Annotated in this window: 15 protein-coding genes and 1 tRNA gene; 10 read left to right on the top strand and 6 right to left on the bottom strand. The window is 55.8% G+C overall.

The features are described from left to right. Positions 1-4 precede the first annotated feature (4 nt). From R8G34_05735 to R8G34_05720, 4 genes are read left to right on the top strand one after another with little or no spacing between them, the layout of a single operon-like run. Positions 5-670, top strand: coding sequence for a transposase (locus tag R8G34_05735; protein ID MDW3222379.1), 666 nt, complete (start codon positions 5-7; stop codon positions 668-670). After that, positions 667-1,047: a transposase gene (locus tag R8G34_05730; GenBank protein ID MDW3222378.1), complete on the top strand. Its 381-nt coding sequence runs from the start codon at positions 667-669 to the stop codon at positions 1,045-1,047. Before R8G34_05735 ends, R8G34_05730 begins: the two co-directional genes overlap by 4 nt. Then, positions 999-1,514 carry a transposase gene (locus tag R8G34_05725; protein ID MDW3222377.1) on the top strand — a complete coding sequence of 172 codons (516 nt, stop codon included), beginning with the start codon at positions 999-1,001 and terminating at the stop codon, positions 1,512-1,514. The genes R8G34_05730 and R8G34_05725 overlap by 49 nt, the downstream gene beginning before the upstream one ends. After that, complete coding sequence (locus R8G34_05720) at positions 1,496-2,092, top strand: DUF3604 domain-containing protein (protein ID MDW3222376.1); 597 nt, start codon at positions 1,496-1,498, stop codon at positions 2,090-2,092. The genes R8G34_05725 and R8G34_05720 overlap by 19 nt, the downstream gene beginning before the upstream one ends. A 50-nt stretch (positions 2,093-2,142) precedes the next feature. Here the strand turns inward: R8G34_05720 and R8G34_05715 are convergent. The 4 genes from R8G34_05715 to R8G34_05700 form a co-directional block, all read right to left on the bottom strand. After that, positions 2,143-2,217: transfer RNA gene (locus R8G34_05715), tRNA-Gly, on the bottom strand. A gap of 116 nt (positions 2,218-2,333) precedes the next feature. Further along, on the bottom strand, positions 2,334-2,714 hold the full coding sequence (locus R8G34_05710) for a VOC family protein (GenBank protein MDW3222375.1): 381 nt from the start codon (positions 2,712-2,714) through the stop codon (positions 2,334-2,336). Positions 2,715-2,825: 111 nt separating this feature from the next. Then, complete coding sequence (locus tag R8G34_05705) at positions 2,826-6,266, bottom strand: pyruvate carboxylase (GenBank protein MDW3222374.1); 3,441 nt, start codon at positions 6,264-6,266, stop codon at positions 2,826-2,828. Positions 6,267-6,426: 160 nt separating this feature from the next. Continuing rightward, positions 6,427-7,569, bottom strand: a complete 1,143-nt coding sequence (locus tag R8G34_05700; protein MDW3222373.1) for an alpha-hydroxy acid oxidase — start codon at positions 7,567-7,569, stop codon at positions 6,427-6,429. Positions 7,570-7,961: 392 nt separating this feature from the next. On the opposite strand from R8G34_05700, the gene R8G34_05695 reads away from it, so the two are divergent. After that, complete coding sequence (locus R8G34_05695) at positions 7,962-10,304, top strand: UvrD-helicase domain-containing protein (protein ID MDW3222372.1); 2,343 nt, start codon at positions 7,962-7,964, stop codon at positions 10,302-10,304. 1,209 nt (positions 10,305-11,513) lie between these two features. Here the strand turns inward: R8G34_05695 and R8G34_05690 are convergent. Further along, the gene (locus tag R8G34_05690) at positions 11,514-11,684 is read right to left on the bottom strand and encodes a DUF1127 domain-containing protein (protein ID MDW3222371.1); all 171 of its coding nucleotides are present in this window, start codon (positions 11,682-11,684) and stop codon (positions 11,514-11,516) included. Positions 11,685-11,979: 295 nt separating this feature from the next. On the opposite strand from R8G34_05690, the gene R8G34_05685 reads away from it, so the two are divergent. Then, positions 11,980-13,053, top strand: a complete 1,074-nt coding sequence (locus R8G34_05685) for an Mrp/NBP35 family ATP-binding protein (GenBank protein ID MDW3222370.1) — start codon at positions 11,980-11,982, stop codon at positions 13,051-13,053. On the opposite strand, the gene R8G34_05680 is transcribed toward R8G34_05685, so the two are convergent. Continuing rightward, a complete protein-coding gene (locus tag R8G34_05680) occupies positions 13,050-13,823 on the bottom strand; it encodes a hypothetical protein (protein MDW3222369.1) in 774 nt (257 codons plus the stop codon). The genes R8G34_05685 and R8G34_05680 overlap by 4 nt on opposite strands. Positions 13,824-14,544: 721 nt before the next feature. Between R8G34_05680 and mraZ the strand changes: the two genes are divergently transcribed. From mraZ to R8G34_05660, 4 genes are read left to right on the top strand one after another with little or no spacing between them, the layout of a single operon-like run. Beyond that, positions 14,545-15,048 (top strand): division/cell wall cluster transcriptional repressor MraZ, encoded by a 504-nt coding sequence (mraZ, locus tag R8G34_05675; GenBank protein ID MDW3222368.1) that lies wholly within the window; start codon positions 14,545-14,547, stop codon positions 15,046-15,048. 3 nt (positions 15,049-15,051) lie between these two features. Next, a complete protein-coding gene (gene rsmH, locus R8G34_05670) occupies positions 15,052-16,044 on the top strand; it encodes a 16S rRNA (cytosine(1402)-N(4))-methyltransferase RsmH (GenBank protein ID MDW3222367.1) in 993 nt (330 codons plus the stop codon). Continuing rightward, a complete protein-coding gene (locus R8G34_05665) occupies positions 16,045-16,401 on the top strand; it encodes a cell division protein FtsL (protein MDW3222366.1) in 357 nt (118 codons plus the stop codon). After that, a complete protein-coding gene (locus R8G34_05660; protein MDW3222365.1) occupies positions 16,398-18,179 on the top strand; it encodes a penicillin-binding protein 2 in 1,782 nt (593 codons plus the stop codon). The genes R8G34_05665 and R8G34_05660 overlap by 4 nt, the downstream gene beginning before the upstream one ends. Positions 18,180-18,192 lie beyond the last annotated feature (13 nt).

Raw genomic sequence — 18,192 nt, 5'->3', positions numbered from 1 at the left:
CGAGGTGAAGTCGCAGGCAGTCTTGATCGAGAAGTTGCGGCATCAGCTGGCTGGTCAACCCTTGCCCGGCAGGCGATTTGGTGCAGTCAAATCTGCCGAGAGGGGCCATCACCGGTTCGGGTCGTCATCCGAGAGCATCGAACAGCTTCAACTTGCGCTGGAAACAAGCGGGATCGCCGTTGCCAAGATGACAGCAAAGCTGCGTCTTCCTGACGAAGAGCCGCAAGACAAACCCAAGCGCCGCCCGATCCCCGATCACATCCCGCGCATGGAGGTGGAGCTGACGACTGGCGATGATGATTGCCCTCAATGCGATGGTGGACTGCGCCGCCTGGGCGAGGACGTGACCGAGGAACTGGAATACGTTCCTGGCCGCTTCATTGTGAACCGCATCGTTCGACCGCGCTTTGCCTGTTCGGGTTGCGAGGCATTCACACAAGCCGCATTGCCATTGCGTCCCATCGAACGGGGCCGCCCCGGTCCGGGTTTGCTGGCGTATGTTCTGGTTAACAAATACGCCGACCATCTGCCGCTCTATCGCCAAAGCGGCATCTTCGAGCGCGATGGGATCGACATTGATCGTTCAACGCTGGCGGATTGGATCGGCAAGTCCACAGCACTTTTGGAACCACTGGCCGATGCCATTGGACGGCACGTGCTGGCCGGGTGAGCGATCTTTGCAGACGACACGCCGGTCAAAATGCTGGCACCCGGCACCGGAAAGACCGCGACCGCGCGATTATGGCCTATGGGCGCGACGAGAGACCGTGGGGCAGCGACGTGCCACCCGCAAGCTGGTATCAAATCTCCCCTGATCGCAAAGGCCAGCACCCCAAAGATCATCTCGCCAAATACCATGGCTGGATGCATGCGGACGGCTATGCCGGGTTCGAAGACCTTTACCGTTCAGGCGATATCCGCGAGGTCGCCTGCATGGCGCATGTCCCCTCTCATCGTTTCGCTGCGCAAACGACTGCCGGGCAGCGGGACGTAAGTTCGTGGACGTCCACCGCGCTCAGGGTTCGGCAATCGCAGATGAAGCCATAAAGCGTATCGCGCAGCTCTACGCTGTCGAGAAAGAGGCCCGTGGATCGCCGCCAGAACGGCGTGCGCATCTCCGACAAGCGCAGGCAAAATCGATCTTCGACGATCTCGAAGCCTGGCTACACGCCCAACTCCCCAGTATCTCTGGTAAGTCACCGCTGGCGGGGACAATCCGCTATGCCCTGACGCGCATGGCTCGGCTGCGTCCTTACCTCGACCACGGCATCTTGGAGTTGGACAACACCACAGCCGAACGGGCGATGCGGTCCGTCGCAATCGGGCGCAAGAACTACCTGTTCGTTGGATCACAGACCGGTGGCCGCGCCGCCGCTATCGCCTATAACCTGATCGAAACCGCCAAACTGAACGGCATTGATCCGCAGGTCTGGCTGGCCGACACACTCGCTCGCATTCCAGATTACAAGATCAACCGTGTCGATGATCTCCTGCCATGGAAAACCGCCCCATAAACCGGCCTGACCGGACGCTTACCCAAATGAAGTTTGGTGTTAATCCCTACCGGTTTGGGTTTTCCGGGGCCACGGACAGCCATACGTCGCTCTCAACCGCTGACAGCGATAATTACTTTGGAAAAGCAACCAACGCTGAACCATCTGCGAACCGAGTAAACCACCCATTTACCAAGACGGATCTAGGTGAGTTTCCAGGCTGGGCTCTTTCGGCATCCGGATACACCGGCGTCTGGGCCGAAGAGAACACGCGCGAAAGCCTTTGGGACGCGATGGTGCGGCGCGAGGTCTATGCAACCACCGGCCCGCGTATGATGGTCCGCTTCTTCGGAGGCTGGGAGTTTTCCGCAGCAGACCTCAGAGGCCGCCAACCCGCCTTTGCCGGATACCAGAAAGGTGTTCCAATGGGGGCGGACCTACGCCGTGCAACCGCTGATGCTCCGAAGTTCATGATCTATGCGTTGCGCGACCCCATTGGGGCAAACCTGGATCGTGTCCAGATCGTAAAAGGTTGGATGGATGGTGACGACGAGCTCCATGAACAGGTTTATGATGTTGCGTGGTCTGACCGTCACTAACCTGCGTAGCTCTTTACACAGCAAGCGATTGTTTTGACTGATTTTCCCATTGGAGCGGGCGAGGCGATTCGAACGCCCGACCCTAACCTTGGCAAGGTTATGCTCTACCCCTGAGCTACGCCCGCATCCTTGGGTGAGGCGTGAAATAGCTGTGCTGTCGGTTTCCTGCAAGGGGAAAAACCAAAAAACATGAAAATTCTTTTCCGGTTTTTTCGCAACATCGCGACAAGCCGCCGTTTTTTCAACTGCCCTTCTGAATCAAATCCCAACGATTGCCAAACGGATCGCGAAACACCGCAACCTGACCATAGATCTCGTTCCGTGGATCTTCTTCAAACAGGATGCCGCACGCCAGCAACTGTTTGTGTTCGCGCGCAAAATTATCTGTTTCAAGAAACAACCAAACCCGGCCGCCGCCTTGATTTCCAATCATTTTTTTCTGCTCTGCATTGTCTGCTCGCGCCAGAACGACGGAACTCATCGCTCCCGGTGCGCGCACTTCCACCCAACGTTTGTGACCTTGAGGTATGTCCGCGATCAGATCGAATCCAAGAACGCCACAAAAGAACGCGATCCCCGCGTCGTAATCCGGAACAATGAAAGAAAACGAAGACAATCTCATCTTGCAGTGCCTTTTTGAATTCTCAGTCCCGGCCCAAAAGGGTGATGCGGCCAGGCCAACACAGCAGGGTCAATCGGTACTGGTCGTATTGTCTGTAAATTAGCCTCCGACCTACTCCAATTCGACCAGCAAGTCCTTTGCATCTATCTGGCCCCCGGGGCTCACATGGACGGCTTTTACCGTTGCATTCCGTTCCGCGTGAATCCCAGTTTCCATTTTCATGGCTTCGATGGTGAGTAATAAATCGCCAGCTTTGACTTTGTTACCAACAGCCGCCGCAACCGATGCCACAACGCCGGGCATCGGCGCTCCGATCTGGTTTGCATTGCCGGTTTCCGCTTTGGGGCGTTGTGCTGTTGTAGCTTTTACCAGTCGATTTGGCACACGAATGACGCGGGGCTGACCATTCAGTTCAAAGAAAACTTTGACCTCGCCATCCTCGTTGGTGTCGCCCACGGCCTGCAGGCGGATTTCCAGCGTTTTGCCGGGATCAATTTCGGCGGAAATCTCTTCGCCTGCTTCCATGCCGTAAAAGAAAGTCCGGGTAGGCAAAGTGCGCACTGGTCCATAAGTGCGATGACGCCCCATGTAATCGAGGAAGACTTTAGGATACATCAGGTACCCTGACAGGTCCTCATCATCTACGATGCGGCCGTTCATGGCCTCGGAAGCTTCATTTCGAAGGGCTTCAAGATCCGCCGGGGCCAGATGCTTTCCAGGGCGGTCGGTGTTTGGTTTCTCATCCTTCAATACTTTTTTCAGGATGCCTTTGGGGAACCCACCGGGAGGTTGCCCAAGATTGCCGCGCAGCATATCCACCACGCTGTCGGGGAAGGACACATCCGTTCCGGCATCTTCCACATCGTTGCGGGTCAGACCCTGTGCCACCATCATCAGGGCCATATCGCCCACGACTTTGGAGGACGGCGTCACTTTGACGATATCTCCGAACATCTGGTTTACATCCGCATAGGTGCGCGCCACCTCCGGCCAGCGATCCTCCAGCCCAAGTGATGCCGCTTGCGCCTTGAGGTTGGTGAATTGCCCGCCGGGCATTTCATGCAGGTAAACTTCGGAGGAAGGCGCTTGCATGCCAGTCTCAAAGGCCGCGTAATGTCCGCGTACCTCTTCCCAGTAGTCCGATATCTCGCGTACCGCAGCCATATTCAAACCGGTGTCGCGATCTGTATGGCGCAGCGCCTGGACAACGGACCCAAGCGTCGCCTGGGACGTATTCCCCGACAAGGCGTCCATTGCGCAGTCCACTGCGTCAACACCCGCCTCTGCCGCGGCAAGGATGGTCGCGCAGGCCACACCCGCCGTGTCATGGGTGTGAAAGTGAATGGGCAAACCCACTTCCGTTTTGAGGGCCTTTACCAACTGGCGCGCGGCCGCAGGTTTCAGAAGACCCGCCATATCCTTGAGGCCGAGAACATGGGCGCCAGCTTCGCGCAGCTCTTTGCCCATATCGACATAGTATTTCAGGTTATACTTGGCACGATCCGGGTCATTGATGTCCCCGGTATAACAAATCGTTCCCTCGCAAACCTTGCCGTTTTCAATCACGGCATCCATTGCGATGCGCATGTTTTCCACCCAGTTAAGGCTGTCAAACACACGGAAAACATCCACGCCGGTGTTCGCCGCGACGCGGACGAACTCCTGCACGACGTTGTCGGGATAGTTGGTGTAACCGACGCCATTTGAGGCGCGCAGCAGCATTTGCGTCATGATGTTCGGCATAGCAGCGCGCAGATCGCGCAGGCGCTGCCAGGGGCATTCCTGCAGGAAGCGATAGGCCACATCAAAGGTCGCACCGCCCCAGCATTCCATGGAGAAAATCTGCGGAAGGTTTGCGGCATAGGCAGGCGCCACCTTGATCATGTCGTGGCTGCGCATGCGTGTCGCCAGTAAGGATTGGTGCCCGTCGCGCATGGTCGTGTCGGTGATCAGCAGTTGGCGTTGTTGTTTCATCCAATCTGCGACCGCTTGCGGGCCTTTCTGCTCCAACAGGTTGCGCGTGCCCATCATCGGTTCGGCCATCAGTGCGGGCGGTTTTGGGTCTTTTACATGGGCACCGGGGCGCGGGTGGTTTTTGGTTTCAGGGTGCCCATTCACGGTGATGTCGGCAATATATGTCAGCACCTTGGTGCCACGATCCCGGCGTTTTGAAAACTGGAACAGATCCGGTGTCTCGTCGATGAATTTTGTGTGGTAGGTGTTGTCCAGAAACGTTGGATGTTTCAGCAGGTTTTCAACAAAGGCGATGTTGGTGCTGACGCCGCGAATCCGGAACTCCCGCAAGGCCCGGTCCATCCGGGCAATCGCCGCTTCTGGCGTCTGTGCCTTGGCGGTGACCTTGACCAAAAGACTGTCGTAATACCGCGTGATCACACCGCCAGAATAGGCCGTGCCGCCGTCCAGCCGGATGCCCATGCCTGTGGCCTCACGGAACGCGGTAATCCGGCCGTAGTCTGGGATGAAATTGTTCAGCGGATCTTCTGTGGTGATGCGCGTTTGCAGCGCGTGACCGTTGAGTTGCACGTCTTTTTGCGTTGGCTTGCCTGTCGCTTCAGCGATGGTTTTGCCCTCTGCAATCAGGATTTGGGCCTGAACGATGTCAATGCCGGTGACTTCTTCTGTCACGGTATGCTCCACCTGAACACGCGGGTTTACTTCGATGAAATAGAATTTTCCGTCTTCCATATCCATCAGGAATTCGACTGTGCCAGCACATTCGTAGTTCACGTGTTTGCAAATCTCATAACCCAGTTTGCAAACCTCTGCACGTTGTGCATCGCTCAGATACGGCGCAGGCGCGCGTTCCACGACCTTTTGATTGCGCCGCTGAACAGAGCAGTCGCGTTCAAACAGGTGGTACATGTTGCCGTGCTTATCGCCCAGAATTTGAACCTCAACGTGGCGCGCCTTGAGGATCATCTTTTCCAGATACCCCTCGCCATTGCCAAAGGCGGCTTCAGCTTCGCGTCTGCCTTCCAGCACCTTTTCTTCCAACTCCGACTCAGCCGCGATCGGACGCATGCCGCGCCCGCCCCCGCCCCATGACGCTTTGAGCATCAATGGATAGCCGACTTCTTTTGCCTCGGCCTTGATGGCTTTCATGTCATCGCCCAAGACTTCCGTTGCGGGAATGACAGGTACGTTTGCGGCCATCGCGACGCGGCGCGCGGAGGCTTTATCGCCCAAAGCTCTCATTGTTTCGGCACGCGGACCTATGAAAGTTATGCCGTTTTGGTCGCAAGCATCGACGAAATCCGGGTTCTCAGAGAGCAACCCATATCCGGGATGAATGGCATCTGCGCCAGAGGCTTTGGCCACCCGTATGATTTCGTCTATCGATAAATAGGCGGCAACAGGTCCCAAGCCCTCACCGATACGATAGGCTTCATCCGCTTTAAAACGATGCAATCCCAGCTTGTCCTCTTCGGCATAGACGGCAACGGTCTTTTTGCCCATCTCGTTCACCGCGCGCATGATGCGGATGGCGATCTCACCTCGGTTGGCGATCAGGATCTTGCGGAATTCTGTCATTTGGCAGCCTCTTTTAGGTTCGGCGGATGCGCCTATTTAGAAAGATTATCCTTCTGCGTAAATGCGTACATTCGGGTAGGGGACGCTAATTGTGCCGCACCGCAGCATTTTGGCGCGGAAATGTAAAGTGACCTTTGGTCAGCAAAGACATCTTATCGCGTCAGTCCAACTTGAATGCTGGCGGTAGATCGTCAAGCGATTTGGCACCCAGTTGTCCCATATTGGCGATCAGGTCCTTGCGCAGGATGTCGATGAGATGATCGACCCCCTTCGGGCCCAGAGCGGCCAAGGCGTAGTGGAACGCGCGTCCGAGCATGATGAAATCGGCACCCAACGCCATGGCGCGCAGAATGTCCAAGCCGCCCTCGACACCAGAATCAAAAATCAGCGGCAATTTCGTCGCGGCGCGCATATCGGGCAACGCGTCGATGCTGGCGGGCGCTGCATCAAACTGACGGCCAGCGTGATTGGAAACCCAAATCGCATCAATACCGAGCGCTTCGGCTTGTTGCGCATCTTGGGCCCGCAAGACCCCTTTGAGTATGAAAGGACCGTCCCAAGCGTCACGCAACCAACGCACATACTCCCAATCCGGCGATGTGCGCAAAAGATACCCAACATGCGCTGTTGAGGAGAGTGCACTGTTGGTTTCGGCAGCGTATTTTTCCAGCGTGCGCATGCGGGGCATGCCGCGGCGCGCCATGGCGGACGCCCATGCAGGTCGCATCGCCACCTGTGCCAACAAACGCGGTGTCAGGCGCGGCGGTAAGGTCAGACCCGAGCGTGTCTGACGCTCGCGTCGCGACGCCACGGGTACATCAACGGTGAGGATAAGTGTCGAAAATCCCGATGATTTCGCGCGCAAAAGCATGTCGGTGCGGATGGCCTCATCTCGGGGTGGATACATCTGAAACCAGGCATCCGTGCCCAAATGAGGTGCCAGATCTTCAGGTGACTGCGTGGCAACAGTTGAAAGCGCATAGGGAATTCCTGCGCGCGCGGCGCTGCGGGCCAGATCACCCTCCGCGTCTGCCCACATCAGCCCAGACATTCCCAGAGGCGCTATTCCGAAGGGCAAAGGCAAATCACGCCCCAAAAACGACGTGCCGAGGTCCGGCTCGAATTCGCCATGCAGGATCGAAGGCATAAGCCCAATGCAGTCCAGACTGGTCCGGTTTCGCCTTTTTGTTGCCTCATCTCCGGTCGCGGAATCGAGATATTCCCAAACAAATTTAGGAAGCCTGCTGCGCGCTTTATGCCGTAAATCGCTGATCGCGGGGTATTTGGCGTGTAAGTCCGTCATATCGACCCTCTATGCATGACTTCTTTGCCGCTGGCCACGCCCTTGCGGATCATGGGTGTGGATGGTTGTGGTTGTCAGAACGCTCAGAGCAACATTCCGGCGCACAATGAAGCTCCATCATCGGATGTGGGGACCGGCAAATTCCGAAAACCGCGCTTGAAATTGCTGGCTGGGTGTCAAAGATCAAGGGTCTGATGCAGATCTGTTTCGCCGAAAATCACTTGAAAAGATGACACTCCCGCTGCGATTTCAGCTATGCAGGCGCATCGAGCAAAAGGTATCTTATGTGCCAAAGCGTATGCCCCGTGGGTTGCACTCGCCGCGATCGAAAAAAGCAGAACGCATCAAGAACAGTTCTTTTCCTCTGGCGTTTCAGTCGATACATTGACCCCATGAGCGATTTTGATGAAATGGACGCCTTTGATGGCGCATCCTTGTCCGCACGTGCCATGGCCGCGCGCCCGCAGCCTTATCTCGATGGGTTGAACCCGGCGCAGCGCACTGCCGTTGAAAGGCTGGATGGTCCGGTTCTGATGCTGGCCGGTGCAGGTACCGGCAAGACACGTGCCTTGACGGCGCGGATCGTACATTTGCTGAGCACGGGCAGGGCGCGACCAAACGAAGTGCTCGCGGTCACCTTTACAAACAAGGCCGCCCGGGAGATGAAAATCCGCGTCGGCACAATGTTGGGTCAGCAGATTGAGGGGATGCCATGGTTGGGCACGTTTCATGCCATCTGCGTAAAACTTCTGCGGCGCCACGCGGAACTGGTGGGATTAAAGTCGAACTTCACCATTTTGGATACGGACGATCAACTGCGGCTGTTAAAGCAATTGGTGCGCGCTGAAGGAATTGACGACAAACGTTGGCCCGCGCGGCAACTGGCGGGCATCATTGACAGCTGGAAAAACCGCGCGCTGACCCCGGACAAAATTCCCAGCAGCGATGCCGGGGCCTATAATAATCGTGGTCCCGAAATCTACGCCCAGTATCAAACGCGATTGCGCGAATTGAACGCCACGGATTTTGGTGACCTGCTCCTGCATATGGTCACGATTTTCCAAAATTACCCGGATGTATTAGCGCAATATCAGCGCTGGTTCGCCTATATTCTGGTGGATGAGTATCAAGATACCAACGTTGCCCAATATCTTTGGCTGCGTTTGTTGGCGGGTGGGCATAAGAACATATGCTGTGTCGGGGATGATGATCAGTCAATCTATGGGTGGCGCGGTGCTGAGGTCGGCAATATCCTGCGGTTTGAAAAGGATTTTCCCGGCGCGCATGTGGTGCGGCTGGAGCAGAACTACCGCTCTACCCCGCATATCCTGGCCGCGGCTTCGGGCGTCATCGAGGGCAATCAGGGACGTTTGGGCAAGACCCTTTTCACCGACCTGTCTGAGGGCGAGAAGGTTCGCCTGATCGGTCATTGGGACGGCGAAGAAGAGGCGCGCTGGATCGGCGAAGAGATCGAGGCCGCACAGCGTGGTACGCGGGGCATGCAGAAATTTGGGCTGGACAGCATGGCCATTCTGGTGCGCGCGTCCCATCAAATGCGCGTGCTTGAGAACCGATTTCTTAGCATTGGACTGCCCTACCGGGTCATAGGCGGCCCGCGTTTCTTTGAGCGGTTGGAATGCCGGGATGCGATTGCCTATTTCCGGCTGGTCATCAGTGCGGAAGACGATCTGGCCTTCGAGAGGATCGTAAATGTTCCCAAACGCGGTCTGGGCCCGAAGGCGCAACAAACGATCCAAGTGACGGCTCGGCAGAATGGCGTCAGTCTGATCGAGGGCGCCCGACTGGCCGTAGAAAGCGGATTGATCAAAGGCAAAGGTGGAATCGAGCTCAAACAGTTTGTTGCGGCCGTTTCCCGGTGGCATAACCTGCTCAAAGACGAAACGGTAAGTCATATTGAGATTGCCGAAACCATCCTTGAGGAAAGTGGTTACACCACGTTCTGGCAAAATGAAAAAACGCCCGAAGCGCCAGGTCGGCTTGAAAACCTGAAAGAACTGGTGGGCGGGCTCGAAGGCTATAATAACCTTCAGGGGTTCCTCGAAGAAGTTACTTTGAACATGGACAATGAAAGCTCGGCCGAAGAGGAGAAGGTCAGCATCATGACTTTGCATGGTGCCAAAGGCTTGGAATTCCCGATTGTTTTCCTGCCGGGATGGGAAGATGGCCTATTTCCGTCGCAGCGGTCCATGGACGAAAGCGGATTGCAAGGGCTCGAAGAAGAGCGCAGGCTGGCCTATGTGGGGATCACGCGCGCGGAACAGGTCTGCACGATTTCCTTTGTTGGCAATCGCCAGATTCACGGCCAATGGCAAAGCGCGATGCCTTCGCGGTTCATCGACGAATTGCCCGAAGAGCACGTAGAAGTGCTGACACCACCGGGGCTTTACGGTGGCGGATATGGAGCGGCGGCCCCCAAATCGAACCTGCATGAAGCGGCGGCAGAGGCGAATGTCTATAATTCACCGGGGTGGCGGCGGCTGCAGGCGCGCAGTCAGGACCGGGGTGTCAGCCAACCACGCGAAAGCAAAAACACGGTGATCGACATGGCTGCCGTATCGAGCTTTACCGTGGGCGAACGGGTATTTCATCAGAAGTTCGGTTATGGTGCCATTCAGGGCGTCGAAGGGGATAAGCTGGAGATCGCCTTTGAAAAAGCCGGCATCAAGAAAGTCGTCGCAAAGTTCATCACCGGTTGTGACGATGTTCCATTTTGAACCCGCAGCTCCAATGCACCGGTAGGCAAGCCCTTTCCAAGCGGCATGTTTTTAACATGCTTGCGTTTCGGCGTTTGAACAATGGCATCTTCCGTTGGCCAGTCTCGCATACAGGTTAAGGCTGAGAGTGTCTTTCTTCTGAAGCCTCGGCAAGGGAAGCTGTTATCTCGCCTCTTTTTAACCATTGCGACTGATGAAATGCCGAAATTGTGCCGTGCGTTTCACTTCAGAAACAGAAGTCCGCAAACTCTGTTTCCAACCACCTCCAAGGCGTGTCCTACCGGGGCAAAATGTCTGTTTGAATAATGCTCCACGCGGTTTCATCACCTGCGTTTTTTTGTTTCGATTTCGGTGCGGCGGGTAGTTCGCCGCATTCGTTTTCTTGGAGTTGTGCAGCTAGATTCGAGCGCCGTTCACGCCGCAGGTCAGATCGGGACACTACGGTGAAAACGCCGCCGTTTCACGCACAGTGCGCGACAGGCAGCAGTTTGCCTTGGTAAGATCCACGCAAGCATGCATCTGATCTGGAGTAACCCGTCCAATAGCGGCAATCTAATCTGCGCGCGGCTCGAGCGAGTAGCGCCTTTTTACTGCGTGTGTTGACCTTGATGCCCCCTTTTGGCCGACCCGACAACGGCTGTGGTACAAGATAAATGTGCTGTGACCCTGCGCATGCGATGTGCACTTCATGAATACAGGGTAGGGCGATACCGCAGGGCCATGGGGCGCAGCGTGCCGGGTTTGTCGCATGCAAAGTCAGGAACAACTAACCTTTCACAATCGGGGCGACTCCCATCGTATCGAGGGCCGTGGTTTATCAGTGCTCTTATTTCGTGCTTTCGACGGCGGAGATTAGGATCTCAGCGGGCAAAAAAAGACGGTTCCCGGGAGGAGGTGGGAACCGTCTTCTTTGTCTGCCCCGGAAGATCAGGGAGGAGATTGCTTCCGACGCATATGACAACAAGCCATTCTGGCTTGCTCAATTAGGGACAGCGGCATCCGGGAGGAGGATGAATGCCGCTGCCAAGTTACAGACGCCCCAGGGAGGAGGATTGGTGCGCCTGATCCGATAACCATCCCGCGACTGCTGTTTGCAGAAGAGGGGTGGCGCGCTGTTTCGCGCTTTGTTCAGTACGGCGGCATCGGGGAGGAGTGATGCCGCCGCTTTGGTACAGGCGCCCTAGGGAGGAGACGGACGCCTGATTTCGATCAGGTTTTGAGGCCTGTGTAATTTTCAGCCGTTTCCCAAGCCAGGCCACGGATCATTGACCGGGACATGCCCAGGTCATTCAGTTCCCGATCGCCCAGTCTGGACAATTCGATGTAGGTTTCGCGGTATACGCGATAGCGCGCATACCGGGCGGACAATACCTGAAGCATGTTTGCGGAGGATATCAACGCCCTCTCAATCAGGCTGTTGGGCCGCGCGTTTGTGTGTGTGTAGTAGGCCATCTCTTTTGCCTCTCGATCATTTATATCACGTCTTGTGACCTATATTTAGGAAAATGCTGCAATTGCACAATACACAGATTTTCAATGCTGCCATGCAGCAATTGCATAGGCGGCCTAGCGTAATTTTATGCGTAGTGCTATAGGGTTAAGCAGATAAACACCGGACATAATGTTAGCGGAAACAGGCGCTTAAGAATGTAGCGCTGATGAGGAGAATTTGGGCATGTCGATAACAAAAGCCGAAATCGAAGAGGCCCTGGCGCGGGTCGCGCTTCCGGACGGCAAAAACCTGATCGAGCATGATTTGATTCGTGCCTTGGCAATTGACGGCACATCTGTACGGTTTGTAATCGAAGCGCCAAGCCCGGAAGTTGCGCGCCAGATGGGACCATTGCGAGACGCTGCAGAAAACATCGTGGCTGAACTCCCAGGCGTTGAAGCCGTTTCGGTTGCGTTGACCGCACATGGTCCCGCAGAAAAGAAGGCGGCTCCCCCCAGTCTCAAAATAGGCGGACACCCGAAGCCGCAGGAAGGTCCAAGCAAACCCAGTGGCGTTCAACGCATTCTGGCCATTGGGTCTGGCAAGGGTGGCGTCGGTAAATCGACAGTATCGTCTAATCTCGCAGTGGCGCTGGCCAAGGCGGGGCGCAAGGTGGGTTTGTTGGACGCGGATATATACGGTCCCAGCCAGCCGCGCATGATGGGGGTCAACAAGCGCCCAGCGTCACCTGATGGCAAGACGATCATTCCCCTGCAGGCGCATGGTGTCACATTGATGTCTATTGGCTTCATGATGGAGGAGGGCAAAGCGGTGGTCTGGCGTGGTCCCATGTTGATGGGCGCGTTGCAACAGATGTTGGGGCAGGTGCAGTGGGGCGAGTTGGATGTCTTGTTGGTTGATCTGCCGCCCGGAACGGGGGATGTTCAGCTGACACTATGTACCAAGTCTGAGTTGACCGGCGCGATTGTTGTCTCCACGCCGCAGGATGTGGCGCTGATTGATGCCCGCAAGGCGCTCGACATGTTTGATACGCTGAAAACGCCTGTGTTGGGTTTGATTGAGAACATGTCGATGTTTGTCTGCCCGGATTGCGGATCAGAACATCAGATTTTCGGGCAGGGGGGTGTTGCCGCTGAGGCGACGAAACTAGGGGTCCCGTTGTTGGGTACTCTCCCGATTGATCTCGATACGCGGTTGGCAGGGGACGGCGGTACGCCCATCGCGGCAAAGGAAGGCCCAATGGCTGAGGTTTATGCCCGCATCGCTGAAGGCTTGATTAAGGGGGGTATGGCCTAGGTAAGAGACCGACCTTGTATGAGGTGTCCGTATAGTGTGCTTAGCAAGCTGATGTGGATAAGCGATTGAATTACAATTTGTAGCAGACTGAAGGCGATCTCCAGTTTGGGCAGGGCGGTCGCCAGACCGTTGGTCAACGAGAAGATAGTGACGTTTACAATCGTAAGCAGAACTGCTGTCCAGAAGATATCCCCAGATATCTTCCCCGTCGCTACCCAGCTCTCCGATATGCTAAGCTTTTGACCAATTGATGCCGCTGGAAGGGTCAAGCTCACACGGATCGCAACCCACAACAAAAAAACAGTTAAGGGTATTGTGATAAGGATCTCTGCTGTTTTCGTCTCCAAACCCTGATGGTCCATGACCGCAATGACGATCCCGAAGATCGAACCGACAGGAAATGCGGCGGCAAAGGTGATCATGAGTACCAGTACGGCCTCTCCAAGATACCGGCTCAGGATGTGGCCGGCTGGGCGCATGACGCTATCGCGGGCGGTATCGTCCAAGAGCGCATGTCTATGCCAAAGCACTGCGAAGGCAACAATTCCAGCCAAACCCACAATCACCCCGAGGGCTACCAATAGCGCCAGTGCCGTGTAGCCAAGTAGTGAGCGTTCATCTGAAACGATCCACAGGACTAAAGCCATCATCACGAGTATGCTTGCGAGCCCTGCCGCAATTATTCCGGGAGCAATGACTTTCAGGGTCTCCAGTGGTTGTGCGAAGATCAGCCGAAACGAACGGCCAAGGATACTTACTGGAACATTCACACGCTTACTTTTCACTTGGGCTCTGATGTCAGAGTATCCTAGACAACCCCCATGTCGGCCGCAAGCGGTGGTGCGGTTGAGGGGATATGGGACTTTGTGGGACAGATACCGGATGCGGCCATACGTGCTGGGAATTTGTGGGAGTGAAATGGAATTCGAATCAACAAAGCCCAATATTTATGGGTTTTTATGGTGTAACAGATGCCAGGCCCATCGAAACAAAAAGTGAACATTTGACCCTGCATCAAGTATTTTTAGATTTTTGGGAATTTATGGGAAAAATCCGCCGATCAATATGTTGTGCCTTTTAAGAATTTCATCGCAATTTATGGAGAATATTCTCAAAAATCTCTCAAAATACGGATTACTCGTTAATCCTACAGTCTATAGGTAAGATTCCAGTAACTAAAAATGCCTTGCTATCCCATAGTTTCCCATTGTATCCCTATTGCATCAGATGAGATCGAGACCGGGGCGCTAAACGACCCCACAAAATAAAAACTCTAGCAGGTTCATACAGGCCCTCGCTTTCAACTGACCAAGAGATCCGGCGCGCGAGCGAGCAGACATCCCCCCAGGTGGCGCGCGTGACTGGACTTCCCCGCAAAGCGGGACGAGGGCGGCGAGTTGATCAGTGGCAGCAGATCAACTCGCCGTTTCCATTTCACGGCAGGGGGATAAGCGTCAACCTTAAAGTGACGCATGAGATTGGGATAAGGCAGTGAGCCGCAGGTTCAGAGGCGAAAGCCATCACAAGGTCGATGCAAAGGGGCGGGTATCCATACCGGCCTCTTTTCGCCGTGTGATCGAGGCCGCTGACCCAAACTGGACCTCCGGGGAAAATCCGGAACTTGTTATCGTTTACGGCGATCATCGGCGCAACTACTTAGAATGCTACACGATGGACGCCATCAACGAGGTGGATGATCAGATTGACGCCTTGCCGCGTGGATCGCGCGAGCGCAAACTCCTGCATACTCTATTTCAGGGGCAATCTTTTCCAACATCTGTGGATGAAACGGGCCGCCTCGTTTTGCCTGCCAAGTTGCGTCAGAAAATCGGCCTCGAGGGCGAAGCTTTCTTTCTGGCCATGGGCGACACTTTTCAGATTTGGCATCCGGATACCTATCAAACCGACGAGGTGGCCAAAACCGAGGCTTACCTCGACGAACTGCCAGATGATTTTGACCCGCTGATCTTGTTGGATTCCAAAAAGGAGGCGTGACACATGGCTGCTGTGGCCCCCTCTGACATGTCTTCGCCTCATATTCCGGTACTATTGACTTCCATTTTGAGTGCTGTGGCACCGGTTCAGGGAGTCTGGCTGGACGGTACTTTTGGTGCGGGTGGGTACTCACGCGGGTTGCTGGAGGCGGGAGCTGAAAAGGTCGTGGCGGTGGACCGCGATCCTTTGGCGTTTGAGATGGCGGCAAAATGGGCAGGGGATTTTGGCCCGCGTCTTGTCCAACAGCAGGGCGTTTTTTCCAAGATGGATGACTATGCGCGCGACCTCGATGGGGTGGTGTTGGATTTGGGCGTTTCATCCATGCAGCTTGATCTGGCAGAACGTGGTTTTTCTTTCATGCGGGACGGGCCGCTCGACATGAGAATGAGCCAAGATGGCCTCTCAGCGGCGGATATCGTGAATGATGCTTCTGAAGAAACCATTGCAAACTTACTGTTCCAATACGGCGAGGAACGCGCCAGCAGACGCATCGCCAAAGCCATTCTGCGCGAACGCGCCATGGAACCCATCACCACTACGCTACGGTTGGCCTCCATCATCGAGGGTTGTTTGCCGCGCGCTAAGCCCGGACAATCGCATCCGGCCACGCGCAGCTTTCAGGCGCTTCGTATCGCGGTAAATGACGAATATGGTGAGCTTTTTCAGGGCCTTATGGCGGCGGAGCGTGCTTTGAAGCCGGGTGGGCAATTTGCCGTGGTGACGTTTCATTCGGTTGAAGACCGTATGGTGAAACGTTTCCTGACGGCGCGGGCGGGGGTAGGGGGCAATGCCAATCGCTATGCGCCGCAGATCGAACGCGAGGCGCCGGGGTTCACATTGAAATCGCGCAAGGCCATCGCTGCTGAGGCGGATGAAATCGCCGTAAACCCGCGCGCGCGATCCGCCAAGTTGCGGGTTGCCACACGGACAGACGCTCCCGCACGAGAGATTGACGCCAAAACCATCGGCATGCCGTTGGTGAAGGAGGTATTTTAGATGAGAACCGTATTTTACATCCTAACAACACTGGCCGTTATTGGTCTGGCGTTCTGGGCCTACCGCGAAAACTACGCCACGCAGGCCGCCCTAAGCGAAGCCCGAAAACTGCGACAAGACATCAGAAACGCACACGACCGCCTGGCGGTTTTGCGCGCGGAATGGGCATATCTGAACCGCCCTGACCGACTACGGGATCTGGCTGAAATCAATTTTGATCGATTGGGACTGCTGGAGCTGCATCCGGACCAGTTTGGATTTGTTGACCAGGTGGCTTACCCGCCAGCCCCGGTTTTGACGGAGATGCGCCTTGTTGAAAACTCCACCGACGCACCCCAAGAGGAGGCCCGGCCATGATCCGCACCCCGCTACGCCCCTTGGCGCGCATTCTGGACGCGCGTGAAAAAGGCGAAAACCCGGACGCAATCGAACGCGAAAATATCCGCATCCGCCACGAGCAAATGCGCGATCAGGCGCGCCAACGCGCCGAAGGTCGGCTTTTGGTCCTGGGGTTGTTCTTTGTGGTTGCTTTCAGCATCGTGGGCGGGCGCATGGGTCTTTTGGCAACATCGGAGCCCAGCGAACCACAGGCCGAAGCACCTGGCGCGCGCATTCACGCCAGCCGTGCGGATATTGTGGACCGCCATGGGCGGCTTCTGGCGACGAATTTTGAAACGCATTCTCTTTACGCCCAACCACCCCAGATGATTGACCCGGCGCATTCTGCCGAAAGTCTGGCACTGATTTTCCCGGATCTTGATGCCCAAAAGCTGTTGAAGGACTTTACCAGCACCCGCAAATTCATCTGGATCAAGCGCAAGATCAGCCCTGAACAGATGCAGGCTGTGCATGAAATCGGCGATCCCGGATTGTTGTTTGGATCACGCGACATGCGCCTTTATCCGAACGGGCGTCTGGCGGCACATATCATGGGCGGCGCAAGCTATGGCCGTGAGGGTGTGCATGCCGCCGAGGTTATTGGCGTGGCAGGCGTTGAGAAGTATTTTGACGATTATTTGCGCGATCCGGCCAATGGCAACGCACCGTTGGAATTATCGCTGGATCTGACGGTTCAGGCGGCGGCGGAACGGGTGCTCTATGGCGGTATGAAGCTGATGAACGCCAAAGGTGCCACGTCGATCCTGATGGACGTCTACACAGGCGAAGTGGTCAGCGTTGTTTCCCTGCCCAGTTTTGATCCCAACAACCGCCCACGTCCGGGCACCAAGGGGGATGCCTCTGACAGTCCGTTGTTCAACCGCTCGGTTCAAGGCGTGTATGAATTGGGGTCGACGTTCAAGATTTTCACCGTGGCGCAGGCGATGGACCTGGGGTTGGCGAATCCCTCGACAATGATCGACACCAAAGGGCCGCTGCGCTGGGGTAAATTCCGTATCCGGGATTTCCGCAATTACGGCGACACGTTGACGGTGTCAAAGATCATCGAGAAGAGCTCTAACATTGGCACGGCCCGATTGGCCCAGCAGATTGGAACCAAGCGCCAACGCGCTTTTCTCAAGGAACTGGGCATGCTTGACGCCACGGATTTCGAAATCGTTGAGGCGGCCACGGGTAAGCCGCTTTTGCCGAAAAAATGGTCCGAGTTGAGCACCATGACGATTTCCTATGGGCACGGGCTTTCGACCTCGCCGATGCATCTTGCCGCCGGCTATGCCGCGATCGCAAATGGTGGGTTAAAGGTTCAGCCGACAATCCTGAAACAAGACGCCCCCCGATTGGGCGAGCGGGTCTTTTCAGAGGCCTCGTCTGCGGCAGCGCGCAAAATGCTGCGCCGCGTCGTGACGGAAGGGACGGCAAGTTTCGGTGAGGTGCCGGGTTACGCTGTAGGCGGCAAGACCGGCACAGCGGATAAACCGCGCCCGCAAGGGGGATACTATGAGGACAAGGTCATCGCGACTTTTGCCTCAATCTTTCCGTCTCATGATCCGCGCTACGTCTTGATTGTTACTCTGGACGAACCTGTTGACACAATCGGGGATGAGCCGCGCCGCACGGCGGGATGGACTGCTGTGCCAGTTGCAGCAGAGATGATAAAACGCATTGCGCCCTTGTTGGGGCTGCGACCGAACGTTGAACCTGTGGAATTGACCGATATAAGCCTTTCACAGAATTGAGCCGATGGGGCCC

The organism is Paracoccaceae bacterium (genome assembly GCA_033344815.1).
Classification (GTDB): domain Bacteria; phylum Pseudomonadota; class Alphaproteobacteria; order Rhodobacterales; family Rhodobacteraceae; genus Roseobacter.
Note: the sequence above shows the minus strand (reverse complement) of the source record. Positions and strands in the feature narration are given on the sequence as shown.

What these genes read in the sequence shown, in the direction of transcription:
- R8G34_05720 (MDW3222376.1), top strand. Translation starts at nt 1,496, where the DNA reads ATGGAAAACCGCCCCATAAACCGGCCTGACCGGACGCTTACCCAAATG.
- R8G34_05710 (MDW3222375.1), bottom strand. Translation starts at nt 2,714, where the DNA reads ATGAGATTGTCTTCGTTTTCTTTCATTGTTCCGGATTACGACGCGGGG.
- R8G34_05705 (MDW3222374.1), bottom strand. Translation starts at nt 6,266, where the DNA reads ATGACAGAATTCCGCAAGATCCTGATCGCCAACCGAGGTGAGATCGCC.
- R8G34_05700 (MDW3222373.1), bottom strand. Translation starts at nt 7,569, where the DNA reads ATGACGGACTTACACGCCAAATACCCCGCGATCAGCGATTTACGGCAT.
- R8G34_05695 (MDW3222372.1), top strand. Translation starts at nt 7,962, where the DNA reads ATGAGCGATTTTGATGAAATGGACGCCTTTGATGGCGCATCCTTGTCC.
- R8G34_05690 (MDW3222371.1), bottom strand. Translation starts at nt 11,684, where the DNA reads ATGCTTCAGGTATTGTCCGCCCGGTATGCGCGCTATCGCGTATACCGC.
- R8G34_05685 (MDW3222370.1), top strand. Translation starts at nt 11,980, where the DNA reads ATGTCGATAACAAAAGCCGAAATCGAAGAGGCCCTGGCGCGGGTCGCG.
- rsmH (MDW3222367.1), top strand. Translation starts at nt 15,052, where the DNA reads ATGGCTGCTGTGGCCCCCTCTGACATGTCTTCGCCTCATATTCCGGTA.
- R8G34_05665 (MDW3222366.1), top strand. Translation starts at nt 16,045, where the DNA reads ATGAGAACCGTATTTTACATCCTAACAACACTGGCCGTTATTGGTCTG.
- R8G34_05660 (MDW3222365.1), top strand. Translation starts at nt 16,398, where the DNA reads ATGATCCGCACCCCGCTACGCCCCTTGGCGCGCATTCTGGACGCGCGT.